At 72.7% G+C, this 25,541-nt stretch carries 20 protein-coding genes; 2 read left to right on the top strand and 18 right to left on the bottom strand.

Annotated features, from left to right (window positions below):
* Positions 1-24: 24 nt before the first annotated feature.
* Positions 25-789: an HAD family hydrolase gene (locus Scani_RS20295; protein WP_159478380.1), complete on the bottom strand. Its 765-nt coding sequence runs from the start codon at positions 787-789 to the stop codon at positions 25-27.
* Positions 790-965: 176 nt separating this feature from the next.
* On the opposite strand from Scani_RS20295, the gene Scani_RS20290 reads away from it, so the two are divergent.
* A complete protein-coding gene (locus Scani_RS20290) occupies positions 966-1,859 on the top strand; it encodes a universal stress protein (RefSeq protein WP_159482251.1) in 894 nt (297 codons plus the stop codon).
* A gap of 60 nt (positions 1,860-1,919) precedes the next feature.
* Here the strand turns inward: Scani_RS20290 and Scani_RS20285 are convergent, their stop codons facing one another.
* The 15 genes from Scani_RS20285 to Scani_RS20215 all read right to left on the bottom strand — a co-directional run bounded on the left by Scani_RS20285 (position 1,920) and on the right by Scani_RS20215 (position 18,826).
* Complete coding sequence (locus tag Scani_RS20285; protein WP_159469616.1) at positions 1,920-2,876, bottom strand: IS481 family transposase; 957 nt, start codon at positions 2,874-2,876, stop codon at positions 1,920-1,922.
* Between the two features lie 101 nt (positions 2,877-2,977).
* Complete coding sequence (gene ppk2 / locus Scani_RS20280) at positions 2,978-3,811, bottom strand: polyphosphate kinase 2 (RefSeq protein WP_159478377.1); 834 nt, start codon at positions 3,809-3,811, stop codon at positions 2,978-2,980.
* A 33-nt stretch (positions 3,812-3,844) separates the two neighbouring features.
* Positions 3,845-5,191: a nicotinate phosphoribosyltransferase gene (locus tag Scani_RS20275; protein WP_159478374.1), complete on the bottom strand. Its 1,347-nt coding sequence runs from the start codon at positions 5,189-5,191 to the stop codon at positions 3,845-3,847.
* Positions 5,192-5,254: 63 nt separating this feature from the next.
* The gene (locus tag Scani_RS20270) at positions 5,255-5,554 is read right to left on the bottom strand and encodes a dsRBD fold-containing protein (RefSeq protein ID WP_159478371.1); all 300 of its coding nucleotides are present in this window, start codon (positions 5,552-5,554) and stop codon (positions 5,255-5,257) included.
* Positions 5,555-5,731: 177 nt separating this feature from the next.
* On the bottom strand, positions 5,732-6,619 hold the full coding sequence (locus Scani_RS20265) for a universal stress protein (protein ID WP_159478368.1): 888 nt from the start codon (positions 6,617-6,619) through the stop codon (positions 5,732-5,734).
* A 76-nt stretch (positions 6,620-6,695) separates the two neighbouring features.
* Positions 6,696-7,961 carry a permease gene (locus tag Scani_RS20260; protein ID WP_159478365.1) on the bottom strand — a complete coding sequence of 422 codons (1,266 nt, stop codon included), beginning with the start codon at positions 7,959-7,961 and terminating at the stop codon, positions 6,696-6,698.
* A gap of 85 nt (positions 7,962-8,046) precedes the next feature.
* The gene (locus Scani_RS20255) at positions 8,047-9,324 is read right to left on the bottom strand and encodes a sugar ABC transporter permease (RefSeq protein WP_159478362.1); all 1,278 of its coding nucleotides are present in this window, start codon (positions 9,322-9,324) and stop codon (positions 8,047-8,049) included.
* Positions 9,321-10,130, bottom strand: coding sequence for an ATP-binding cassette domain-containing protein (locus Scani_RS20250; protein WP_159478359.1), 810 nt, complete (start codon positions 10,128-10,130; stop codon positions 9,321-9,323). The genes Scani_RS20255 and Scani_RS20250 overlap by 4 nt, the downstream gene beginning before the upstream one ends.
* Positions 10,131-10,141: 11 nt before the next feature.
* On the bottom strand, positions 10,142-11,242 hold the full coding sequence (locus tag Scani_RS20245) for a substrate-binding domain-containing protein (RefSeq protein WP_159478356.1): 1,101 nt from the start codon (positions 11,240-11,242) through the stop codon (positions 10,142-10,144).
* A 1-nt stretch (position 11,243) separates the two neighbouring features.
* Positions 11,244-13,649: a SpoIIE family protein phosphatase gene (locus tag Scani_RS20240; RefSeq protein ID WP_246296418.1), complete on the bottom strand. Its 2,406-nt coding sequence runs from the start codon at positions 13,647-13,649 to the stop codon at positions 11,244-11,246.
* 296 nt (positions 13,650-13,945) lie between these two features.
* Positions 13,946-14,974 carry a zinc-dependent alcohol dehydrogenase family protein gene (locus tag Scani_RS20235; RefSeq protein WP_159478353.1) on the bottom strand — a complete coding sequence of 343 codons (1,029 nt, stop codon included), beginning with the start codon at positions 14,972-14,974 and terminating at the stop codon, positions 13,946-13,948.
* 196 nt (positions 14,975-15,170) lie between these two features.
* Positions 15,171-15,422, bottom strand: coding sequence for a hypothetical protein (locus tag Scani_RS20230; RefSeq protein WP_159478350.1), 252 nt, complete (start codon positions 15,420-15,422; stop codon positions 15,171-15,173).
* A 102-nt stretch (positions 15,423-15,524) separates the two neighbouring features.
* Positions 15,525-15,962 carry a hypothetical protein gene (locus Scani_RS20225; RefSeq protein WP_159478347.1) on the bottom strand — a complete coding sequence of 146 codons (438 nt, stop codon included), beginning with the start codon at positions 15,960-15,962 and terminating at the stop codon, positions 15,525-15,527.
* A gap of 176 nt (positions 15,963-16,138) precedes the next feature.
* Positions 16,139-17,131 carry a hypothetical protein gene (locus Scani_RS20220; RefSeq protein ID WP_159478344.1) on the bottom strand — a complete coding sequence of 331 codons (993 nt, stop codon included), beginning with the start codon at positions 17,129-17,131 and terminating at the stop codon, positions 16,139-16,141.
* Positions 17,132-17,362: 231 nt separating this feature from the next.
* On the bottom strand, positions 17,363-18,826 hold the full coding sequence (locus Scani_RS20215) for an amino acid permease (RefSeq protein ID WP_159478341.1): 1,464 nt from the start codon (positions 18,824-18,826) through the stop codon (positions 17,363-17,365).
* Between the two features lie 720 nt (positions 18,827-19,546).
* On the opposite strand from Scani_RS20215, the gene Scani_RS20210 reads away from it, so the two are divergent.
* Positions 19,547-20,974: an NAD-binding protein gene (locus tag Scani_RS20210; RefSeq protein WP_246296041.1), complete on the top strand. Its 1,428-nt coding sequence runs from the start codon at positions 19,547-19,549 to the stop codon at positions 20,972-20,974.
* 140 nt (positions 20,975-21,114) lie between these two features.
* On the opposite strand, the gene Scani_RS20205 is transcribed toward Scani_RS20210, so the two are convergent.
* Entirely contained in the window at positions 21,115-23,592 is a 2,478-nt protein-coding gene (locus Scani_RS20205; protein ID WP_159478338.1) for a SpoIIE family protein phosphatase, read from the bottom strand.
* A 167-nt stretch (positions 23,593-23,759) separates the two neighbouring features.
* Positions 23,760-25,391 (bottom strand): helix-turn-helix domain-containing protein, encoded by a 1,632-nt coding sequence (locus Scani_RS20200; protein ID WP_167538124.1) that lies wholly within the window; start codon positions 25,389-25,391, stop codon positions 23,760-23,762.
* Positions 25,392-25,541 lie beyond the last annotated feature (150 nt).

Here is a 25,541-nt window from a genome sequence, read left to right as displayed (position 1 = left end):
CGTACGACCAGGCCCAGGAGCCGGTCACCCCTCCTCCCCGGACGTCAGCAGCTCGCCGGGGTCGGCCACGACCACATCGGCGCCACGGCGGCGCAGGGCGGTGGCACTGTACGGACCTGCCGTCCGGTCCACGCCCACCACCAGGCCGAATCCGCCGCGGCGGCCGGCCTCGACACCGGCGAGCGCGTCCTCCACCACGGCCGTGTCCTGTGCCGGGAAACCGAGTCGCCGGGCCGCTTCCAGGAAGAGCGCCGGGTCCGGTTTGCCCGGCAGGTGCAGCCGGCCCGCCTCGTTGCCGTCCACCACCGCCCCGAGGAGTTCGAGGACCCCGGCCGCGGCCAGCAGCTCGCCGGCATGGCGGGACGCCGAGACGGCGGCGCACGGCACCCCCAGGTCCCGCAGCACCCGCAGCAGCCGCACGGTGCCCGGCCAGGTGGTGACGGCGGTGGTCCGCAGGCTCGCGGTGAACAGCTCGTCCTTACGGGCCGCGACGGCGCCGACGGTGTCCGTGCCCGGCGGATCGTCCGGCGTGCCGGGCGGCAGGTCGAGACCTCGTGCGCGCAGGAAAGCGGCGGCCCCGTCCTGCCGGGACCGGCCGTCGACATAGCGCAGATAGTCGTCCACCGGGTCGAAGGGGCGCCGGCCGCCCGCGGCCGCCAGACACGCGTCGAAGGCGCCCTTCCAGGCCGCGGCATGCGTCGGGGCGGAGTCGATGATGACCCCGTCGGTGTCGAGGACCACGGCCCGCAGCGAGTGCAGACAAGCGGCCAGGTACGGCGCGCCGCTCATGGTGACGGTTTCCGTTCGTCGGTGTGTCCCTTCCATGGCACCACGGCCGGGGGCCGGGGGCGCGCCGCACCCGGTCTCCCGCCCTGGTCCGCGGCCCGGCGCCCTCCGTCCCCTGCGCGCGCCGGGCCGCGGTGCGACGGTGGCAGTACGGCCTCTTCGCCGACGAGCGGAAGGAGATGGGGGCGATGGAGCATCCGCTGACCGTCGGAACCGATGGATCGGATGCCGCGTTCCGGTCGCTGGACTGGGCGGTGGACGAGGCGGCGCGCCACGGCCTCCCGCTGCGGATCGTCCATGCCTCCCGGTGGGAGCGCTACGAGGGCACGGCGCCGGGCCCGGAGCGCCCCGGCGAGCAGGTGCTCGCGGAGAACATCGTGGAGTCCGCCGCCGCACACGCCCGCCACCGGCAGGCGGACATCGAGGTCTCCGGCGAGGTACTGGCCGATGACGCGGTCACCGCCCTGCTGAACGAGGCCCTCCATGCATCGGTGCTGGTCCTGGGGGCGCGGGGACTCGGAGAGATCACCGGACTGCTGCTCGGGTCGGTCAGCCTGACCGTCGCCGCCCGCGCCCGGTGCCCGGTGATCGTGGTACGCGGCGACCCGGCCGGGCTCGCGGGCACGCATGAGCGCATCCTCCTGGGCGTCACCGACCCGGCCGGCGAGATGGCGGCCGTCCGCTTCGCCTTCCGCGAGGCCGAGGCCCGCCGCTGCACCCTGCAGGCGGTCTGTGCCTGGCGCCACGCGGCACACGGGACGGCGGACGATCCGCCGCTCCCCGAGGGCGCCGACGAGCAACGGGCCTCCGCGCTGCTCGATACCGCTCTGGCGGAGGCGGCCGCGGCGCATCCTGAGGTGCGGGTGCGCCGCGCCCTGGTCGAGGGCCCGGCGCACAAGGTGCTGGTGCACCGCGCCGCCGCCGCGGATCTGCTGGTGGTCGCGGCCCAGCGCCGCCGGGGGCACTTCGGCCTGCAGCCCGGCCGGGTGGCGCACACCGCGCTCTGCCACGCCGCCTGCCCCGTGGCCGTCGTCCCGCAGCCTGCCGAGCCGACGCCACGCCGCCGGGACTAGGGCCTGTCGTCAAAGTCCCGTCGTTCGCCCGCAAGGCAGGCGGGACTTTGAAGACAGGCCCTAGGTGTATTGACCCGCAGGGTTGTTCACGCGGCTGATGGGTGACTTGCCTCCGAGTGCGGTGTGGCACCTGTGATGGTTGTAGCTGTGCAGGAAGGTGTCCAGTGCGGCGGTTCGTTCGTCGTTGCTGGTGTAGGGCCGTAGGTAGGCCCATTCGTCGAGCAGGGTGCGGTTGAAGCGTTCGACCTTGCCATTGGTCTGCGGCCGGTAGATGCGCGTGAGCTTGCCGGCCGCGCCGAGATCTGCAAGCGCCTGACGCCAGGCGAAGCTCTTGCGGTAGGGCCAGGCGTTGTCCGTCAGGACACGTTCGATGCGCAGGATGCCGCAGGCGGCGAAGAAGGCTGCGGCCCGCTGCAGGAAGGCCGCGCAGGTGGCGGCTTTCTCGTCCCGGTGGACTTCGCTGTAGGCGAGGCGGCTGTGGTCGTCGACTGCGGAGTGGATGTAGTCGAAGCCTGTGGTGCGGCGGCGGTCGGGGCAGGCGGCACGGCCGTGGATGCGCCAGCCCCCGCCGTCGGGTATGCGGCCGAGTTTCTTCACGTCCACGTGGACGAGCTCGCCGGGCCTGCTGCGTTCGTAGCGGCGGATGACCTGGCCGGTGGGCCGGTCGAGGAAGGCGAGGCGGTTCAGGCCGTGCCGGGCCAGGACCCGGTGGACGGTCGAGGCCGGCAGGCCCAGGATCGGTGCGATGCGAGCCGGGCCCAGCTTCCGGTCTTGCCGCAACCGGCATACCTGGTCCTCTACCGCGAGAGGAGTCCGGTGCGGTGTCGTGTGCGGCCGGCTGGGACGATCGTGCAGCCCGGCCTCGCCCTGCGTTCTCCAGCGACGCAGCCACTTGTGGGCGGTGGGCCGCGAGATGCCCATCTCGGCGGCGACGTGCGCGATGGGGCGCCCGGAACGGACGCGCTCGACCAGCAGCCGCCTGCCGTGAACGGTCAGCCGGGCATTACGGTGGGACACGAAGACCTCCGTGCGGTGCAGTCCTAGACAGCTCCACCACACCGGAGGTCTTCGCCATGATCAAGCCCAGCCAGCGTTAACAACGCTCGTGATCAATACACCTAGGGGGTGTCCTGGTCCGCCAGACCGGCCGCATGATCGGGAACGTAGGTCTGCAGGTCCCGGGGCGGTCGCTGGTATCCGGTGGCCGGTGGCCGCGGCGGCAGGGTGAGCTCGGGCGGGGTGACGTCGCGGTACGGCACCGTCGACAGCAGATGGGCGATCATGTTCAGCCGGGCCCGGCGCTTGTCGTCGCTCTCGACGACGAACCACGGTGACTCCGCGATGTCGGTGTGGACGAACATCTCGTCCTTGGCCCGTGAGTACTCCTCCCAGCGGGTCAGCGACTCCAGGTCCATGGGCGAGAGCTTCCAGCGCCGGGTGGGGTCCTGCAGCCGCCGCCGGAACCGCTGCTCCTGCGTCTCGTCGCTCACCGAGAACCAGTACTTGCGCAGCAGGATGCCGTCCTCCACCAGCATCCGCTCGAACACCGGGCACTGCCGCAGGAACCGCTGGTGCTCGGCCGGTGTGCAGAAGCCCATGACCCGTTCCACCCCGGCCCGGTTGTACCAACTGCGGTCGAACAGCACCATCTCGCCCGCCGCGGGCAGGTGCTCCGTATAGCGCTGGAAGTACCACTGGGTGCGCTCCCGCTCGGTGGGCCGCGGCAGCGCCACGATCCGTGCCACCCGGGGGTTGAGGTACTGGGTGACCCGCTTGATCGTGCTGCCCTTGCCGGCCGCGTCCCGCCCCTCGAAGACCACAACGATGCGGGCGCCCTCGGTGCGCACCCACTCCTGGAGCTTCACCAGCTCCGTCTGCAGCCGGTACAGCTCCCGCTCGTAGCGCGGCCGCGCCAGCTTCCGGGGGCCGTTGCCGTCCTGCTTGTCCGCCATACGACGACGGTACGGAGAAAAGCCCCCGGGGGCTCAGGCGTGCGAGCCGAACGGGGCCAGCGCCTCGCGCTCGATCCGCCGCCGGACGTGCTCGGTCAGGACGGCCAGCCGCCTGGAGACCTTCGCCCGCACGGCCTGTGGCGACCGGATGCGCCGGGCGGACGCGGGCAGCTCCGCGAGATCCGCCACCACCCGCCGCCGGGCGTCCTCGGGGCGGCCGCGCGGTGCGCAGCGCTCGCCCCCGCGCATCAGCGTCTCCAGCAGCGGCGTGCTGCCCGGCGGGACCGGCTCGTCGGCCAGGCCGATCACATCGTGGCACCCGGGCCGGCGGAAGACCTGCTTGCGGCCCGGTGCGGTCGTCTTCGCCGGCGACAGCTTCATCAGGGGGCGGCCGTCGTAGGCGACGAGCTTGTACGCCGAATCCAGCGTGGGAGCGTCGGCGCTCACCCCGACGCTGGTGCCCACGGCGTAGACGTCGATCGGCGCGCCCGCCTGCGCCAGATCGTGCACGGCGAACTCGTCCAGCCCGCCGCTGGCGACGATGCGGACCTGCGGCAGCCCCGCGTTGTCCAGGATCGTACGGGCGCGGAAGGCCAGTTCTGCCAGGTCACCGCTGTCCAGCCGGATGGCCGCCCCGTCACCGCGCCCCAGCGCGTTCAGCACCCGGGCGGCCGCCGCGACGCCGGACTCGGTGGCATAGGTGTCGACCAGGAAGGTCACCGGCCCGGGATGGCAGAGCGCGAACGCGGTGAACGCCGCTTCCTCGTCCCCGAAAGCCTCGATGTACGAATGCGCCATCGTGCCGACCGCCGCCAGATCCTCGGCGTGGGCCGCCGCCACATTGCTGGTGCCCGCGAAGCCCGTCATGGCACCCAGCCGCGCCACTTGGCAGGCGGCCGCGGTGCCGTGTGTCCGCCGCAGCGAGAAATCCACGACGGAGCTCCCCCGTGCGGCGAGCACGCAGCGGACGCACTTGGACGCGAGGGTCGTCTGATGGGTGAGGTGATTGAGCACGTACGACTCCACGAACTGCGCCTGCGGCAGCGGAGCGGTGATCTCCAGCAGCGGTTCACCGGCCAGGACGACCCGGCCCTCCGGCACGGCCCGGACCTCCCCGGTGAAGCGCATCCCCAGCAGCGGGGCCAGCTCCCGGGCCGGCCGTTGCAGTGCCTGCGCGAACACCTCGACATCCTCGCGTCCGACGGCGAAGCCGGAGAGGAAGTCGAGTACCGTCTCGGCCCCGGCGGCGATCAGGAAGCCCCGGTCCGGCGGCAGGGTCCGTACGAAGCAGCTGAACGTGGCCGGCTCCGTCATGCCCTCATGGAGGTACGAGAGGGCCATGGTCACTTCGTACAGGTCGGTGAGCGTCGCATCCGACATGGCCGACTCCTTCCACGGAGCGCCGTACCACCGCTCGGCCGCGCGACGGCGCCCGCACCGGACTCACGCCATCGCGTCGGCCCAGCCGTAGGCGGCGCGATGCCCGTGCCGGGGCGGCGCGGCACCCACGCCTTCGAGATCGACGTCCGCCACCCGCTGCAACTGTCCGGCGAGGTCCCGCATCGCGCGCCCGGCCGCGATCTCGTCCCCGATCTCCGGTACGTCCCTGTCCTCGGGGCTGCACCGGGCCGTGCCGTGCCCGGTGAGGGTGGTGGTTCCGGTCCGGAGCACCACGCGTGCCTTGGTCGTTCCGTCCTCCTCGAAGAGGTACAGACGGACGGGCCACTCGACTGTCGTTGCCATGGCTCACCTCTGCCTTCTACCGGGAGCGGCCGCCTTCGGGCCGCGCGGGGAGCCGTCGTGCCCTCGGCAGCCGGCCCCCGCCGGTATGCGCTCTCACCGTCATCATCCGCCTTCTGGCGCGGGGCGTCATGGCGCCGGCCACCGGCCGTCTCAGAGCGTGGACTCCGCCGTCCGCGGTCACTCGTGCGGCACCACGGCCACCGGACACGGAGCGTGGTGCACGGCCGCCTGGACGACATGGCCGATACGGGGCCCCGGCAGCAGCCGGTGCCGGTGCCGCCGGCCGACGATGAGCAGCCCGGCGTCCGCGGCGCTGTGCAGCAGGGCGGGCGCCGGACTCTCCATCATCACCCGCGAGTCCACCTGCAGGTCCGGATACTTCTCCCGCCACGGCTGCAGGGCCGCGGTCAGCTCCTGCCGCGCCTCCTGCGCGGCCTCCTCGGCGGCGATCGGCTCCACGCCGCCGCCCCGGTTGTACGCGTACGAGGGCAGGTGCCTGCCGTGCACGGCGCGCAGCGGGGCACCACGGCGTGCGGCGCTGTCGAAGGCGAAGGCGAGCAGCGCCTCGCACGGCTCGTGCAGGCTCAGCCCCACCATCACCTCCCCGCCCTCCCCGCCCGCCTCGTCGGCCTTGGCGCCCCGTCGGGCGCGTACCAGAACGGTGGGGCAGTCGGTGTGCACCATCAGCTTCAGACCGAGCTCGCCGAGGGCGAACCGGGACACCGGGCCCAGGTCCCGTGAGCCGAGGACCAGCAGGTCCGACTGTTCCGCGGCTTCCTGCAGGGCCTGCTCGGGGTCCTTCGCGACCAGGACCGGATCCACCGGGAGGTCGGGGAAGCGGGCGCGCACGGCGGTCACGGCCTCGTCCATCATCCGATGGGGCCAGTAGTTCTGGTGCCCCTCCTCGACGGGGCCGGACACCGGCTCCGGCTCCGTCTCGAGCAGCACCCAGGCGTGCAGCAGCCGCAGGCGCGCACGCCGCAGCCGGGCTTCCTGCGCCGCCCACACGATCGCGGACAGGGACTCGGGCGTACCGTCGACACCGGCGGTGATGACGTCCTTCATGGCCTCGCTCCCTTCCGGGGCGCTCGGCGCCGTCGCGCCCCTACCTCCAGGGTGCTCGACCTCGCCCGCTCCGGCATCAGCCACTCGGCCCCTGTCCGCCCGCGGGTCGGCGCGGGCCGTGCCCGGTGCCGTCGCGCCCGGTGCCCTCGTGCCCGGCGTCGCCCCCGGCGGTGCCGTCCCCGGGGTGCGCGGGGTGCGTCCCCGCGCTGTCGTGCGGAGTGCCGCCCATCGTCCGGAGCATGTCCCGGCCGCCGGTGCGCAGGAAACGCTGGACCAGCGCGGCGGCGAGCAGGAGGAAGGCGATGTTGAGCCAGGTGGTGTAGTTCCAGGAGACCCCGGACATGGGGATCTCCGCGTCGGCCTGGCGGGGGATCAGCCCCAGTCCGCCGAAGACGAACTCCACCGCATAACCCGCGACGACGACGGACGCATAGAACGTGACCAGCAGGAACAGGGCCGTCCTGGCCCCGTAGTACTTCCGGTAGATGTTCAGGATCGGCAGGATCAGCAGGTCGGCGAAGATGAAGGCGACCACCCCGCCGAAGCTGATCCCGCCCTTCCACAGGACCACCGCCAGCGGCACATTGCCGATGGAGCAGACGAACGAGGCGATCGCCACCAGCGGTCCGATCAGCGGCCCCCACAGCTTCGCGGCCAGCGGGTGTCCGTCGAAGAAGAAGGCCCGCCAGAAGCTGTCGGGGACCCAGGCGGCAATGGCCCCGGCGATCAGCAGGCCGATCACCAGATCCTTGATGATCGCGGCCCATTCCATGACGAAGACGCGCGAGGTCGAGGTGTAGCCGTCGGCGGAGAACAGCCGCCGCGCGAAGGTCCCCTCGCGGCGTACGGACATGTCCATGGCGGCATGCCCCTCCATGGAGCCGGCCAGCCCCCGTTCGGCCTGCTCACGGGCCTGCCGCAGCAGCCGTTCCCGCAGGAAGAGGCGGAACAGCACGGCGAGCACGACGATCATGACCGGTCCGCCGACGAACTCGGCGAGCGTGAACTGCCACCCCATCAACAGGGCCAGGATGACGCCGAGTTCGACCACCAGGTTCGTGGAGGCGATCTCGAACGCCATGGCGGCCGTGAAGTGCGCGCCCTTGCGGAACAGCGACCGGGCCAGCGCGACCGCGGCGTACGAGCAGGACGAGGAGGCGGCGCCCAGCCCGGCGGCCAGCGCCAGGGTGCGGGGACGGTCGTCGCCGAGCAGACCGACCACCGTGGACTTACGGACCACGGCCTGGACGACCGCGGACAGCGCGAAGCCCAGGATCAGCGCCCAGGTGATCTCCCAGGTCATGGATCCGGCGATGGACAGTGCGTGCAGGACCGGGTGCATCGGCAGAGGTGTTCCGTGGCGTACCGCGGGTCAAACGCCCGCCCCGCCAGGCGGTGTGCCGGACGGGCCCCCGCCCGCGGGTGCGTCAGACCCGCCCGTGCGCCTTCTGTGCCCGCCTCGACAGCGAGTCGATGACGACGGCGATCAGCAGCACCCCGCCCGTGATCATGAACTGCACGGCTGTCCGGATGCCCATCAGGGCCACGCCGGAGGCGATCGACTGGATGACCAGGACGCCGAGCAGCGCCGACCAGGTCCGGCCCCGGCCGCCGAACAGGCTGGTGCCACCGATGACCGCGGCGGCGATGGCGTCCATCAGGAGCAGGCCCGCCCCCGACGTCTGACTGGCCGAGGTGACGCGCGAGGCCAGGAACAGCCCGCCGATCGCGGCCATCGTCCCGGACACCATGAAGACCGAGATGCGGACCAGGTCCACATTGAGGCCGGTGCGGCGGGCGGCCTCGACGCTGCCGCCGAGTGCGAAGATCATGCGCCCGTAGCGCGTGCGGCGCAGCACGCAGTCGAGGCCGACGAGCACCACGAGGAAGATCAAGAGGGCCAGCGGGAGCCCCAGGAACTGGTTGAGCACCAGGGCCGCGGCCAGGGCGATCACCGCCAGTACCCCGGTGCGCAGCAGGATCTCGCTCAGCGGACGGGCGGGCACGCCGGCGGCCCTGCGCCGCCGCACATCGCGGTACGACACGAGGAAATAGCCGACGGTGCCGAGCGCTGCCAGGCCGTACGCGGCGGCCACATTGGTGAAGTAGTAGCTGGTCAGCATCGCGAGCAGGCCCTTGTCGTCGATGTTGATCGTGCCGTTGACGCCCAGGATGTAGAGCATCAGGCCGTTCCAGCCCAGCAGGCCCGCAAGGGTGACCACGAACGCCGGTACCCCCACCTTGGCGAAGAAGAACCCCTGAACGGCTCCGATCGCCGTGCCGCCGAGCACCGCGACCAGCAGCGCGAGCCCCTCCGGAACGCCATGGTTCACGGTCAGCACCGCGAAGGCGGCTGCCGCGAGGCCGCTCACCGAGCCGACCGAGAGGTCGATCTCGCCGAGCAGCAGCACGAAGACGACACCGACCGCGATCATGCCGGTGCCGACGATGTCCACGGTCAGATTGGACAGGTTGCGCGGCGAGAGGAAGTTCTCGTTGAGGCTCTCGAAAATGATCCAGACCACGATCAGACCGAGGGCCACCGGGACCGAGCCGAGTTCGCCGCTGTGGAACCTCCGCCGGAGTATCTCCAGGGGGTTCTGCGTCCCGAGATCGGGCGCGAGACGGCGCCGGTCGGCAGCGGTCACCGCCCCGCCCTGCCCGCCGGACGACTTCTGCTTCCTGAGTGCCCAGGTCCGGCTCACGGCTGCACCTCCCACCCCGGCGTCTTGCGGCGTGTCACGGCGTTGTCCGTGGCCCCGGTGATCGAGGAGATGATCTGTTCGTGGGACGTGGTCGTCACATCGAAGAATCCGTTGTTCCGGCCGAGCCGCAGCACCGCGACCCAGTCCGCGACCGCCTTGATGTCCCCCATGTTGTGGCTGATGAGGAGCACCCCGAGGCCGCGTTCGCGGAGCTGGTCGACGAGGTCGAGGACCTGGGCGGTCTGTTCGATGCCGAGGGCCGCGGTGGGTTCGTCGAGGAGCACGAGCCGGGGCTCGCCGAGCAGCGAGCGGGAGATCGCGACGGTCTGGCGCTGCCCGCCGGAGAGCGAGGCGACCGGGAGCCGTACGTCCGGCATCCGGATGGCCAGCATGTCGAGCAGGTCCAGGGTGAGGCGTTCCATCTCCACCTCGTCCAGCACACCGGCCCGGTGGATCTCGCGGCCGAGGAAGAGATTGCCGACCACGTCGAGGTTGTCGCACAGCGCGAGATCCTGGTAGACGGTGGCGATGCCCAGATCCTGGGCCTCGTGCGGGCGGGTGATCTGGACGGGCCGGCCGTCCCACTCGATCACGCCCTGGTCGGCGGAGTCGACCCCGGCCACCACCTTGATCAGCGTGGACTTGCCGGCGCCGTTGTCGCCCACGAGCGCGACGACCTGACCGGCACGGACCTCCAGTTCGACATCCGCCAGTGCCTGGACGGCGCCGTACCGCTTGGAGATGCCGCGCAGCGCCAGCAGGGGCGGCGCCGGCGTCGGTCGGCGGGGAGCTGAGCCGGACTCCATGGATACCTGCCTTACCTGAGGAGACCCGCCCGCCGGCAGGCGGACTCGAACTTGGGGGTGCAGATCTGCTCAATCGTGTACATGCCGTCCTTGACCACGGTGTTCTTGATGCGGTCCACGGTCACGGAGATCGGGGTCAGCAGCACCGCCGGGATGCCATGGGTGGTGGGGCTGTTGACCGTGTGCGTCGTGATGTCGTCGAGTTTCTTGCCGCGTCCCAGTGCGACGGCCATGGCGGCGGCGGTGCCGGCCTCGGGCACGAAGGGTTTGTAGACGGTCATGTACTGATCGCCCGTGACGATGCGCTGAATGGCGGCGAGTTCGGCGTCCTGGCCGGTGACCGGGGGCAACGGCTTGATCTTCGAGGCCTGCAGGGCGGAGATGATGCCGGCCGCCAGCCCGTCATTGGCGGAGTAGACGCCGTCGATGTGTTCGGCGCCGAGGGCCGAGATGGCGGCGGACATATTGCTGTTGGCGTTCTCCGGCCGCCACCCGGCGGTCTCGTAGGCCTTCCCGATCTTCACCTTGCCCTGGAGCACCTCGAGCGCACCCTGCCGGAACCAGGCGGAGTTGGGGTCCGTCGAATCACCGTTCATCATGACGATCTGGGCGCCGCGCGCCTTGCCGCCGAGCGCCTTGAGCAGCGCCTCGCCCTGCAGTTCGCCGACCCGCTTGCCGTTGAAGGAGACGTACGCGGAGACCGGTCCCTCCACGAGGCGGTCGTAGGAGACGACCGGGATTCCGGCCGCCCGCGCGCTCTCGACCGGCGAGCGCAGCGACTTGGAGTCGACGGCGTCCAGGATCAGCACCCGGACCCGCTTGGTGATCATCGCGTCCATCTGCTGCTGCTGGGTGGCCACATCGTGCTCCGCGCTGACGACCTCCACCGTGCATTCGGGGCAGAGCTGATGGATCTTCTTCTCGATCAGCGGCTTGTCGAAGTGGTAGAGGCGCGAGGTGTTGTCCGGGAGCAGGACACCGATCTTCAGGGCGCCGCCGGAGGCGGTCCCGCCCGGCTCGTGCACCCCGCCCGCCTTCCCGCAGGCGGCCGGCCCGGCGACCAGGCACAGCCCGGCCAGGACGACGGCGGCTCCGCGCAGACGAGCACGCACCTCAGGGCACCTCCTCCCCCTCCCGCCGGCCGTCCGCGACGGCCGGTTCCCCCGTTGCGTCGAGCTGCTCGCCCGGCTGCAGGGTGATCTCGCTCCACACCTGCTTGCCGCCGCTCAGCGGCACCGAGCCCCAGGACGCCGACATCGCCTCGACCAGCAGCAGTCCGCGGCCGCCGGTCGACTCCCAGTCCACGCTGGTCGGCTTGACGGGGGCGCGGGGCGAAGCGTCGTTCACCCCGATCCGCAGCCGGTCGGCGGCCAGGGTCAGATCCAGCCGCACCTCTCCCTGCGTATGCGCGATGGCATTGGTGACCAGTTCGGACACCACCAGCAGGGCCACGTCCAGCTCCTCGGCCACTTTCCAGGAGCGCAGTTTGCGGGCGGTGAAGCGGCGGGCATGCATGACGGCGTCGGGGAGCCGCCACACGGCCCAGTGCGCCCGGGTCGGGCGGACGCGCATCCCGTCGTAGCGCAGTACCAGCACGGCCACATCGTCGTCGCGCCGCTTCGTCTCGCCGAGCAGTTGATCGGCGAGCTGCCCGGCATCGGCCGGATCGGCCCCGGCGAGCAGCTCGCGCACCCGGCGGATACCGTCGTCCAGGTGGAGCGTGGCCGATTCGGCCAGCCCGTCCGTGAGCAGGACGAGCACGGTGCCGGGGGCCAGGCCCACCTCGGTCAGCGGGAACTCGCCCTCCGCGGCCACCCCCAGCGGAGGACCGCCCTCGACGGACAGTTCCTCGGTGCTGCCGTCGGGGAACCGCAGCAGCGGCGGCAGGTGCCCGGCCCGGACGAACCAGGCGATGCCCTCCTCCATGTCGAGGTCCACGTAACAGCAGGTCGCGAACAGATCGGTCTCCATGCCGAGGAGCAGCCGGTTGGCGTGGGAGACCACCACATCGGGCGGGTGGCCCTCGACCGCATAGGCCCGGATGGCGGTGCGCATCTGGCCCATGATCGTGGCGGCGCCCGCGCTGTGGCCCTCCACGTCGCCGATGACGAGCGCGATATGGCCGTCGGACAGCGGGATGACGTCGTACCAGTCGCCGCCCACTTCGAGCCCCATCGTGGCGGGCAGATAGCGGGCGACGGCCACCCCGCCGGGCAGCGTCGGCAGCTTGCGGGGCAGCAGACTGCGCTGGAGCATCGTGGCGAGCTCGTGCCCGGCATCCAGCGCATGCGCGCGGACCAGGGCCTGGCCCACCAGCCCCGCGGTCGCGGTGAGCAGGGACCGCTCCTCCGGCCCGAACCGGTGCTCCTCGTCCCATCCGACCAGGCACACCCCGACGATCCGGCCCTCGCACGGCAGCGGCAGCACCGCGAGACCGCCGGGCCCGATGCCCACCAGATCGGGTTCGAGCGCGGCCCCCGGGGGCCACAGGGCCACATGACCGGCCCGCAGCACGCTCTCCAGGGTGGGCATCGAATGGCACGCCGCATCGGGCCACTCGGAACGCCACTCGGACCGCCACGCCGCGGGCCAGGCCTCGGGCTCCGGCGGGTCGAGGACGGACACCACGAACCGGTCGGCCTCCAGCTCCGCCACCGCCACCCGGTCGGCCCCCAGCGGCATCCGCAGGGTGGAGACCACCACCTGGCCGACGTCGCGGATGGTCGTGGCGCCGGCCAGCGCGGCGGACAGCTGCTGCACGAGGGAGACCTCGTCCGCGCTGGGGCGCAGATAGGAGGCATCGGCGACCACGCCCAGCATGCGTTCCGGGGTCCCGGCGGCGTCGACCAGCACCCGGCAGCGCAGGCTCAGCCAGCGCAGCTCGCCGTTGGGCCGGCGGATACGGATCGACACCTGCTGGCCGGGGGCGGGCAGCCGGCCCGGCTCGACGATCGACATCAGCGCGGGAACGTCGTCCGGCGCGGTGCACTCCAGCAGCGTCTCCACCCGCCGGTCGAAGTGCTCCGGAGCGATCCCGAACAGCTCCAGCACCTGGGCGTCCGCGTCGATCCGTCCGGTGCTCAGCATCAGCGTGAACGCACCGCCCCTGAGGGTGTCCAGCCCCGGGCCCAGCAGCGACCGCCGCTCGGTCCGTGCCATGACCCGGGCGGCGACCGCCTCCAGCCCCGCGGACACCTGGTCGGCGTGCAGTTCCAGCAGGTGGCGGCGGTCGGCGTCGAAGGCGTCCGGGGCCTTGTCCATCACCACCAGGCACCCCAGCCGCTTGGCGTCCCCGCCGAGCGGCAGCACGCCCAGCGAGACATCGGACGGCAGCGTCCCGGCGCCGTCCCAGGGCTCGGCCCCGGGGCTGCCCGGGGGAGCGGTGACGCCGTACTGCGCGAGCTCGGCCGGGCTCAGCCAGAGGGGAAGACCGGTGCGGAAGGACGCGGCGACCGGGGAGTTGCCGGACAGCGGGAAGCTCGTCGGCAGTCCGTAGAGGCCGCCGGAGCCGCCGACCATCTCGGCGAGCTGAAGATCGCCGCCCCCCTCGGCGGGCACATAGACGGCGGTCAGCTCAGCCCCGGTGGACCCAAGGACCCGTGCGGTCACTGCCTGCACCGCCTCCGTATGCCGGAAGCCGTCGTCGTAAGCCACGGTCGCCGTATCCGCTCTCCGGGGCCGGAGCGTCCACCCCGCCACCGCCTTACCGGATATGTCGTCATTCACGGCCTCCTCTCCATGGTGCGGCACGCAGGGAAGGACCAGCTAGTCGGAGCAGGGGTCACGGTGGGTGAACGGCGCGCCCCCGGACGGTGTCAGCCCGGCGTCAGCACCGCGGCCCCTTGGACCCGGTCGGCGGCCAGGTCCGCGAGCGCCTGCGGGGCACGGCTGAGCGGGTAGGGGCTGACGGTGACCCGTATGCCGATCCTGGCCGCGGTCGCCAGGAACGCGCGGCCGTCCTCCCGGGTGTTGGCGGTCACGCTGCGCAGATTCCGCTCGTAGAAGAGATGGCGCTGATAGTGGAGCGCGGGGATGTCGCTGAGGTGGATACCGGCCACGGCGAGCGTGCCCGAACGGTCGAGTGCCTCCAGCGCCACCGGCACCAGATCGCCCACCGGCGCGAAGAGAATCGCCGAGTCCAGCGGTTCGGGAGGGCGGTCGTAGGCATCGCCGGCCGAGGACGCGCCCAGCGCGAGGGCGAGTTCACGGGCCCGCGCCGACCGGGTCAGCACATGGACGGTCGCGCCCTGGGCCAGGGCGACCTGCGCGGCCAGATGTGCCGAGGCGCCGAATCCGTAGATCCCGAGCCTGCCGCCGGCGGGCAGTGCGCTGCGGCGCAGCGCGCGGTACCCGATGATCCCGGCGCACAGCAGCGGCGCCAGCAGCGTGGCGTCCCCGCCGTCAGGGAGCGGATAGGCGTAGTCCGCGGGCACGAGTGCGGTCTCGGCGAAGCCGCCGTCGGCGTCCCAGCCCGTGTACCGGGACTCCGGACAGAGGTTCTCGTGGCCCGCCCGGCAGTACCGGCAGACCCCGCAGGTACCGCGCAGCCAGGCACCGCCGGCCCGGTCACCGGTGCGGAACGCCGTCACGGCCTCGCCGACGGCGGCCACCCGGCCGACGATCTCATGGCCCGGCACGGTCGACGGCCGGTGCGGGGGCAGGTCGCCCTCCGCCAGATGCAGATCCGTACGGCACACACCGCAGGCCTCGACGCTGAGCAACAGGTCTCCGGGGCCCGGCTCGGGAGCCGGACGGCGGATGCCGGTCAGCGGCCCGGAAGCGATCGGGCCGGGGCGCCGTACGACCCAGCCGGACACCGTGTCCGAGCCCGCAACGGGGGCCATGTCCCCAGGATGGCGCCCACCGGAGGGACGGACAAACGGTGCGCCGCCGGGGCCCGTCGGCGCACCGGGGCCCTCGCGGCGCGCCGGGGCGGGAGCGGGCCGCCGGTGCGCGGGCCGTACGAGGACGTCCGCCCCGGGCTGTCTTCCATGTCCCGCCTGCCGTGCGGGCGAACGACGGGACGTCGTTCGCCCGGCCCTAGCCGAAGAGCGTCGTCAGCTTCTGCACCAACCTGGCGAGCAGGCCCCTCCGGGCGGGTCGCGGGACGGCGGTGACGGCCTGGGGCGGCTCGGCGGCGACGGCCTCGGGCGGCTCGGCCGGCGGGGGCGCCGGGCTGTCCGGCTGGGGTGTCGCGGGCTCTTCGGCGGGGGTGGGCGCGGGCACCTTCTTCGTGCGGACGGCCTCGGCGCGGACGAGCGCGCCCAGAGCGGCAAAGACATCGAGGGGCATGCCAGATCTCCTGCGGTGGAAGTCCCGTGAGCTGATGACGGCAGACCGCGATCGCCCCATGGCCCGGTTGCCGGGTGGGGTGGCGGATGCGGCCGGATCGGCTCAGCAGCGCAGGACGGCCACGCGGGGTGGCGAGGCGGGGGCGGCGGCCGTGACGGCGGCCCCGGCAGAGGCGACCCGGGACGCGGTGGGGGCCTGGGCGACGGGGGAGTCGCCGAGCGCCTTGCCGCCGGACCCGGTGGGGACCTGAGGGCGCAGATGACAGGCCGACGCGTCGCAGAGGCGACGGACGCCGCTGCCCGGATGCTTCCCGCCGCCGGTGGACGCCGGCACCGGGCCCGCCGTGACGCAGGGCCGGACGGCCGGGCCCGACACGACGGGGGCGCCGGTGTGGGGAGGGCAGCCGTGGCTGTCGGGGGCCGGTCCATGGGAGCAGCCGGTGGTGAGTGCGGCATGCAGCAGCGCCAGCAGCACGACGAACATCAGCACGCGCCGGCGGCTCCTGGCCGCGGGGCCGCCGGTGCCGACGGTGTCGCGCATGCGCATCTCCCACCCTTCGTCGAGGAGGGACTCCCCGAGAAGCGGGCGGGACACTCGCGATACGCCGCAAGAGGCTACAAAACCACTCGTTCCGGCTATGTCATCGCACTCTCGGACTTCGCACACGCGCTCTTCGCCGGACCGGGTTCAGCCCCCGGTCGGTGCGGCCCCGGGCGTCAACGCCGCCAGGACGGGCCACGCCCCGCGGAACCGCCGTCGGCGTCACCGCTCGCGTAGCGGCCGTGGAAGTGGGAGAACCGCTCCAGCGGGTCGCCGTCCATGTTCCACGGCCAGACCGTCGCCACCCCTCCGGTGGCGCGCAGGACGGTCCCGGCCTCGGTCGTCCGGCCGGCTTTGATCAGTGCGTAGGCCAGCAGGTTGAGATCGGCCAGGGCCGCGGCGTGCCGGAGGAACCCCGGGCCCGGCCAGTAGTGCGCGGCCTGGTCGAGGGTCCGGGCCGCATCGGGGCGCCGCCAGATCTCTCCGGCGCCCAGCGCGGTCATCCCGCCCCCGGCGACCGCGCGCTGGTGGCCGCGGACCAGCGCGGTGAGTTCCAGGCCGACGGCGGGGGCGTCGGGCGGCATCAGCGAACGGACACCGTCGAGCAGGTCCAGCACCAGGGCGCTGGAGCCGCACTCGTCCGGCGAGAGGTAGCCCAGGGCCTGCAGATGCGCCTCGCGGTTCCAGGGGTCGCGGGCCTTGATCTCGCGCCAGATCGCCGCCAGTTCCGTGGAGGGGCGCTGCTCCACACGGAGCGTGGCGAGGTGCAGGGCCCACGGGGTGGGGTCGGCGGGGAGCAGCTCGGAGGCGAGCCGGCAGGTCTCGCGGGTGGCGTTCAGGTCGATGGAGGAGTCCTGCTGCCGGGCCTGGATCAGGTCGGACCAGGCGTGGAGCAGCAGTGCGCCGTGGTCCTTCGGGCTGTGCTGCCGCCAGATGCCGGGCAGTGAACGCCCGGCGGACGCGGCGAGCACCCCCAGGCGGTGGGCCTTGCGGTCCCAGTCCTCGCCGGCCTCGTTGATCGTGTCGGCCATCAGGGCCATGACAGCGGTGTCCAGGGAACCGCGCGACCAGCAGGTCTCGACGCGCCGTCGCACCCGCCCCAGGGTGACGTCGTCGAGCTCGGGGACGAGGCGGGGAAGGCTGCCTTTGCGGCGTCTGAACGCGGGCATGTCTTTCGGCGGCCTTCCGGTGGTGGGCTCGTGAGCGGAGAACAGGAGTGCGGCACTGGCAGGCTAGTGCCGCCGCCGTGCCGTACGGACGGCGGGTGCGGGGCACACCGCCGACCGTACGGCACGGCGTTCGTGACCGGTCGGCCACCCTGTGACATGGGGCCTCCTCGCGCTCCGGGTGGGCCGCGGCGCCGGGCACCGCGGCCCACCCGGACCGGTCGGAAGGACCCGCTAGGGGGCGGTGACGGCCGTCTTCTCGGCGCTGTTGCGGCCGAGGCGGTCGCGGACCAGGGACACCGCGACCACCAGCGCGGCGAGGAGCACCGACAGCAGCACCTGGATGCGGCCGCCGCCCTCGCTGTCGTCGGTGAGCATGTAGACCAGCACGAACGAGATCATCGCGATCGTCGCCCAGGTCAGGTACGGGAACAGCCACATCCGCACGACCAGCTTGTCGGGGTTCTCGCGCAGGATGATCCCGCGCATCCGCAGCTGCGAGAAGCAGATGACCAGCCAGACGAACAGCGCGACCGCGCCGGACGAGTTCAGCAGGAACTGGAAGACCGTGGTCGGCCACAGGTAGTTGAAGCCGACCGCGATGAAGCCGAAGAGCACGGAGGCGAGGATCGCGGCCTGCGGGACGCCCCGCGAGTTCGTCCGGGCGAAGGCCTTCGGGGCGTCGCCGCGCTGGCCGAGCGAGAAGGCCATCCGGGAGGCGGTGTAGAGACCCGAGTTGAGGCAGGAGAGCACGGCGGTCAGCACGATGACGTTCATGATCTGGCCGGCGTGCGGGATGCCGATCGAGTCGAGGGCCGCGACGTAGGAGCCCTTCTTGGCGATCGACGGGTCGTTCCACGGCAGCAGGGAGACGACCACGAGGATCGAGCCGAGGTAGAAGATGCCGACTCGCCAGATGACGCTCTTGGTGGCCTTGGTGACCGCACGCTCGGGGTCCTCGGACTCACCGGCGGCGAGGGTGACGATCTCGCTGCCCATGAAGGAGAAGACGACCATCAGCACGCCGGTGAGGATCGCGCTGGGCCCGTGTGGCAGGAAGCCGCCGTGCGAGGTGAGGTTGGCGAAGCCCGTGGCCGCGTTCTGCGAGCCGGGCAGCACGCCGAAGATCGCCAGTCCGCCGAGGACTATGAAGGCCCCGATGGCGACGACCTTGATGCCGGCGAACCAGAACTCGAACTCACCGAACGAGGAGACCGAGGCGAGGTTGGTGGCGGTGAGGACGACCATCACGATCAGCGCCCAGGCCCACTGCGGGACGGCCGGGACCCAGCTGGTGAGGATCGCCGCACCGGCGGTCGCCTCCACGGCGAGCACCACGACCCAGAAGAACCAGTACAGCCAGCCGATGGAGAAGCCGGCCCAGCGGCCGAGCGCCCGGTCCGCGTAGGCGGAGAAGGAGCCGGAGGTCGGGTTGGCGGCGGCCATCTCGCCGAGCATCCGCATCACGAAGACGACCAGCGCGCCCACCAGGGCGTACGACAGCAGGATGCCGGGGCCGGCCGCGGCGATGCCGGAGGCGGAGCCCACGAAGAGGCCGGCACCGATGACCCCACCCACGGCGATCATGGACAGATGGCGGTTCTTGAGGCCCGACTTCAGCCCTGACTGCCCTGGATCCTGTCCGTTGCCGGGCGGTGCGGGCGGTGCGGCCACGGAGCTGGGGGGAGGTGTAGTCATCTCGACATCCATTGAGGGTTGGAGGGGTCATGCATGTGGTGACTGCTTCGTTCGCCTCGGCGGCTGGACGCACGGAAGGGCCGGGTGCCGGTATGCGGCGGTCATGGCCCTGACGAAGTGCGAAGGCGCGACGAGCGGGTCGCGGCCTCCGGATGCCCTGCGCGGGTGGGGGAGCGCTGATCGCACCTCCGCGCCGTGGCCCGCCTTCCTTGTGGGAGGTGAGCCGCATCACGTCCGGATTGGGATTTGCGTAAGCGTATGTGGCGGTGCGCGGTGGCGTATTTGTGAGACAGGACAAAGTCCCCCTCGAGAGCTGTACGTCAGGCCAATGAAGATTGGCGGAAAAGGGGCTCGCGCTCTGGGGATGCATGGTGAACGGCCTTCGCCGCCCCCTGTCCCTGCACGTGTCCGGCGGGCGTCCGGACGGCCGCTGGTGCGGGCGGACAACGCCGTCGGCGAACCCTTGGTCCGCGGGACAGATGCCTCGGACCGCGGGCGCCCTAGCGTGAGTTCGGCCCTTCACCGGCCGACGAGCAAGGGGACTCCATGGCCACCCTTCCCTCCGCCCGACAGACCCGAACCGCCCCGCCGCACGCTGCGCCCGCCACCCCATCAGTGGTGGGCGACGGCAGCGGGTCGGGGGACGTAACGCCGGGTGAACCACGCGGTGACGCTCCGGCAGGAGAGCCGCCGGAGCGGCCGACGGGCCCCGAGCGTCCGGTGGCCGAGGCGGAGGAACCCGGGGCAGATCCGGCCACCGGCCCGGTCGGCCAGGAAGGCGGGGTCGTGGTGATCGGGGCGACGACGCTGGCGCGTCGGGTCTGCGCCTCCCTCGGGGAGAGCGGGCACCCGGTCGACCATCTCGCCGCACCGGACGACCAGGACCTCCGCCGGGCGCTCGCCGCACGGCCGGCCGGAGTGGCCGTACTCGTGGGCGACGATCTGTCCGCGCTGCGCTATGCGCTCGCGGTACGCCACGTCTGCGACACCGTCCGGATCGTCGTCACCGTCTTCGACCGCACCGTCGCGGAGCAGCTCCGGCTGCTGCTGCGCCACTGCGTGCCGGTCTCGCCCGCCGACCTCCTGGCGCCGACGCTGGCCGGCCTGTGCGTGGACCCCGACGCCCTCGCCGTATGGGACGACGGGCGCGGCGCGGTGGCGGTCCGGCGGCACGGCGAACGCCTGGTGGAGACGGCGTGGCGGGCAAGCACGGGCGCCCGGCGGCGCGCCCTGCTCGGGCGGCTGCGCGGGCAGTTGCAGCCGCATGACACGGACGCCCGCCTGCTGCTCATCGGGCTGCTGGGGATCGTCGCCGTACTGGCCCTGGACTGGATGTGGCTGGTCGCCGTGTTCCACGAGCCGGCCAGTACCGCCTTCCTGGAAGCCGCCCGGGTCGTCGCCGGGGTGGGACCCGCCGCACCGCACCCCGGCCATCCCGTCTACGAGGTGGTGTCCGCGGTGGCGATGCTGGTCACGGTGGGGTTCACCGCGCTGCTGACCGCGGGCATCGTCGACCGGCTGATCGGCCCCCGGCTGGTCGGCGTCCTGGGGCCGCGGGTGCTGCCGCGTTCCGGTCACGTCATCGTGGTGGGGCTGGGGCAGGTGGGGCTGCGGCTCTGCCAGACCCTGCGCCGGCTGGGGGTGCCGGTCGTCGGCGTCGAACGCGAGCCCACCGCCCCGAATCTGCGCCTCGCCCGGTCGATGGGGATACCCGTGGTGCTGGCGCACGGCGAGGACCGTGCGGTGCTCGCGCGGCTCGGCCTGGGACGGGCACGGGCGCTCGCCGCCGTCGGCTCCCACGAACTGGACAACATCGCCGTCGCGGTCGCCGCCCATGGCGTGGCACCGGACGTCCGGGTGGTGCTGCGGGCCGGCGAGGACGAGGCCATCGCGGAGACCCGCTCGCTGCTGCCCCTCGGGCTGACCCGCGACATCACCAGGACCAGCGCGGCCTATGTGACCGCCCACCTCACGGCCTGCCCCGCCGGCCCTCCGCCGCGACGGGTCGTGGCCGACACCGACCGCGACCATGTCGACCTGCCCGGACGCGGCCTCGTCGGCCGGCCCGTCGCGGCGGGGGACGACTGCGACCACGTGACCGGCGGGAGCGAACCGGACCCCGCCCGGAGTGCGCGGCGGGTGGGGTGAGGACCGGCGTGCGTCGGGGGCCGGGGGAGGACCGGGTGAGGACCGGCGTGCCGGAGGCGCCGCGCCCGGCCCTCCGACGCGCCGGGTCAGTCCGTCCTGACGGGGCCGGCCGTTCCACCGGGTCCGGCCGTCCCGCCGGGTCAGTCCGTCCCGGCGGGCGCCCCGGCCTCGGACGGCGTGCTCTGCTCGGTCCAGATGACCTTGCCGGTCGGTGTGTAGCGGGTGCCCCATCGACGGGTGAGCTGCGCGACGATGAACAGCCCGCGCCCGCTCTCGTCGGTGGTCCGGGCATGGCGCAGCCGCGGTGAGGTGCTGCTGGCGTCGGAGACCTCGCAGATCAGGGCGTCCTGCCGGATCAGGCGCAGCGTGATCGGGCCGGCGGCGTGGCGGATGGCGTTGGTGACCAGTTCGCTGACGATCAGCTCGGTGGTGAACAGCAGATCGTCCATGCCCCACGCGGACAGCTGCCGGCCGGCGAGGGCACGGGCGTTCCCCACCACGGCCGGGTCGCTGGGCAGGTCCCAGGAGGCGACCTGGTGCGCGTCCAGGGCGTGGGTCCGGGCCAGCAGCAGTGCGGCGTCGTCGGACGGCGGCCCGGTCAGCAGGGCCTTGACCACGTTCCCGCCGATCTCCTTCAGGGTCTGCCCGGACACCGCGAGGGTGTCGCTCAGCCGGGACAGGCCCACGCCGATGTCCCGGTCGCGGGCCTCGATCAGGCCGTTGGTGTAGAGCGCGATCAGACTGCCCTCGGCCAGTTCCCGTTCGACGGCCTCGAAGGGCAGCGTCCCGAGGCCGAGCGGCGGCCCGGCGGGCAGGTCGGGACAGTCCACGGCGCCGTCCGGGCCGACGATCAGCGGCGGCAGATGACCGGCGCGCGCCATGCTGCACCGTCTGCCGACCGGGTCGTACACGGCGTACAGACAGGTGGCCCCCATGAACGTCGAGGCCACGCCCGGGTCCCCGGCGTCCGCCGCCGGGTCGGCGCCATGCGTCTTCACCAGGCCGATGACCAGGTCGTCCAGCCGGGCCAGCAGCTCATCGGGCGGCAGATCCAGGTTGGCCAGGGTGCGTACGGCGGTCCGCAGCCGGCCCATCGTGGCCGCGGCGTTGATGCCGTGCCCGACCACGTCCCCCACGACCAGGGCGACCCGCGCCCCGGACAGCGGAATCACATCGAACCAGTCGCCGCCCACCCCGCTCGGGGCGTCCGCGGGGAAGTACCACGACGCCACCTCCAGGGCGGAGCCGCCGGTCAGCTCGTGCGGCAGCAGGTTCTGCTGCATCACCCGGGCCGCGGCGCGCTCACGGGTGAAGCGGCGCGCGTTGTCGACACACACCGCGGCCCGGGCCACCAGCTCCTCGGCGAGCCGCACATCGTCCGCCACGAAGGGCCCCAGACGGCGGGAGCGGAAGAACGTCGCCGCGCCCAGGGTGATGCCCCGGGCCTGAACCGGCGCCACCATCACCGAGCGGAACCCGAATTCACGGATCACGGCGGCCCGGACCGGGTCCTCGGTGACCCAGGAGCTGGTGGCGAAGTCGAGGACCGGCTCGACGAGGGACTCGCCCTTGAGCAGACAGCGGGCGATGGGCGACGACGGGGACCGCTGGACGGCTTCCCCCACGGCCAGACCGGCTTCCGGGCAGCCCTCGTGGACCGACTGCTGGCCGCTGCGGCGCATGGTGGGGGTGCTGTCGACCGGTCCGGGAACCGGCTCGGCGCCCTGCAGGACCGAATCCAGCAGGTCGACGGCGACGAAGTCGGCGAGCGCCGGCACGGCGACATCGGCCAGCTCCTGTGCGGTCCGGGTGACGTCCAGCGTGCTGCCGATCCGCACGCTGGCGTCGTTCAGCAGGGCGAGGCGTTCCTGGGCCCGCCAGCGTTCGGTGACGTCGATGACCATGTACCAGAGGCCGATGCGCCGGCCGCGGGGGTCCTCCAGCCCGAAGAAGGACGCCGAGTAGGCGCGCTCCTGGTGGGGGTCGGCGTAGGTGGGGCTGCGGAATTCGTAGTCCATCACCGGCGCCCCGGTCCGCAGGACCCGCCGCATCCGTTCCTCGAACGCCTCGGCCTCCAGCCTCGGCAACACCTCCGCCACGGCTTTGCCCAGCCGCTGGTCAAGGGGGATCAGGTGCTCCAGCACCTCGTTCACCCAGACGTACCGCAGACCGGTGTCGAGGACCGCCATGCCGACCGGGGCCTGCGCCAGGAACGGTTCGAGCATCAGCTGGTTCACGCCGCCGCCCGGCATCCGCCACTCCTCCAGCGCGAGGACGGACCACCGTTCGTGGCCGGTGCTGTCGAGCAGGGGTGTGACCTGCACCGCCAGCTGAAGATCCCGGCCGTCGCGGTGGCGCGCCGCCACCGATCCGCCCCAGCCGTCTCCCGAGCGGCACCACTGGGCGACGGCGGCCACCCGCGCCTCGTCGCCGGGGAGTGCCAGCAGCTCCGCCGCGGGACGGTGCAGCACCTCCTCGGCCGGATACCCGAGCAGCCGCTCCGCCGCCCGGGTCCAGGCGACGACCAGCCCCTGCGCGTCCAGTTCGGCCGTGGCCGCTTTCGCCATGTCCCATGCGCGGCCCGACCCGCCCGGCAGAGCATTCTCCGAGGTCATCATCGCCAGCCCGTCAGCTCAATGGAGCAATATCGCCCAGTTTAGGAGAATCTTGGACCAACGGCCGTGTGTGGGATCCGGCCAATGTGCACCGGGCGAACGGGCGGCCGGCTGCGGAGCTCTCGGGTGACGCGGACGGACGGGCCCGCGGCGCCGGGCGGCGCGCCGGCTCAGGGAGCGGACGGCAGCCGCAGCTGGAGCATCGCCAGCAGCCGCTGATCCGGACGGGCGAGGTCGAGACCGGTCAACTCCTCGGCCCGGCGGATCCGGTAGCGCAGCGTGTTGGGGTGCACATGCAGCTCGGCGGCGGCGGCCCGTACGTCGCCGAAGGCGTTCAGATAGACGAGGACCGACTCGGCCAACTGACCCTGGCTCCGGCTGTCGTGGGCGACCAGGGCGGTCAGCCGGGGGTCGCGCATCTCCGGATGCACGGAGAGCAGTCGCAGCACCTCGCTGACCAGCACCTCCGCCTGAATGTCCGGCAGCGCGGCGACCGTGGTGGTGACACCGGCACTCACCATCGCGTCGAGGATCCGGTCCGCCTCCCGCCGTGATTCGGGAACCTCCCCGAGCCCCGGCACGATGCAGCCGATCGAACCGCGCAGCGACATGCCCAGATGCCGGCGGGCCGCCTCGGTGATCGCCTGCCCCCAGCCGCGCAGCGTGCCGAGGTCGATGCTGCGCGGCAGCTGCGGCAGCAGCACGTAGATCCGCGCATCGACCTGGGTGACCAGGGCGCTGCGGTGCCGGGCGGCGGTGTGCACCGAGATCAGGTTGCTGACCTCGGAGCGGGTCAGCTCCGACGGGGTGGCCTCGGCGGTCCCGTACGAGAAGCCCAGGACGGCGGCCGGGCGGGCCGCGTCCAACGCCAGGTGGCTGGCCAGCGGCTGGGGGCCGGTGCTGCCCTCCAGCAGCCCGGCCGCGAGGGTACGGGTCAGCGTCAGGTCCGCGGAGAGCTCCCGGCGACGGCGCACCAGGTGGAGCGCCGCGACCCGGGCCGCGCCCAGCAGCGCCTGGTCCGAGTGCTCGGTCAGCGGCGCCGAGCCCTCCTGCACCCAGATGGTGCCCAGCTGGCGTTCCCCGGACCGGATGGCCACCGCCAGCCGCCGGCGGATCCCCAGCTCGGGGTGGCTGTCGATACAGATCACCTCGTCGGAGGCGCGCAGCCGCTGGAACACACCCCACTTCCGCAGCCGCGCCAGATACGCCTCCGGGCCCTGCCAGCCCAGGATGGACAGCCGCCGCAGATCGTCGACCTCGTCGGAGTCGGTGGAGCGCGAGTAGGCCAGCACGCGGTTGGCGGTGTCCTCGATGCTGACGATGCCGCCGGTCAGGACGGCGGTGGTCTGGGCGAGCGAGAAGAGGTCGCCCTCCTCGGGCCCCTCGCCGGGACGCCCGTCCGGCACGCTCTCCAGCGCCGCGCGGGCCAGCGCGTCCACCTGCTCCCAGCGCGCCTCGGTCCGTACGGACAGCAGGGCGATGCCCGCCTCGACGGCGGTCGCGCTGAGCGCCGCGGCCTGTCCGGGAGTGTCCAGCTTGACCGCGACGGCGGCGGCGCCGTCGCGCCCGCCGGCCCGCAGCGCGGGGAATGCGGCCCGGCCGCGGGCACCTATGGCGAGCACCAGCTCGCCGGGCTGGGTGATCGGCGGGTCCTCGGGGTCCAGCAGCGCGACGCTGCGGATCTCGACGTCCAGCCCGGCGGGCGCGGCCTGCAGCTCCACCAGGGGCTCGCCCAGCGACATCAGCAGCTGGCGCAGGCTGATGCCGGCCGGGGGTGGCGATGCCGCCGCAGCTGGTTCCATGATCGGCGCCTCTGCTGGATCAGGGTGGCCGGGGCTCATAGGGCTGCTGGCCATCGCGCAGGCACTTCCGATCACGTCACGGCAAGCATTCGGTCGGCCCAGAGGTGAGCCACCACCGCACGTATGAGCCACGCCAACAGTACTGATGCT

The organism is Streptomyces caniferus (assembly GCF_009811555.1).
Taxonomy (GTDB): domain Bacteria; phylum Actinomycetota; class Actinomycetes; order Streptomycetales; family Streptomycetaceae; genus Streptomyces; species Streptomyces caniferus.
The sequence above is the reverse complement of the archived record's forward strand: the minus strand, read 5'-3'. Positions and strand labels throughout refer to the sequence as shown.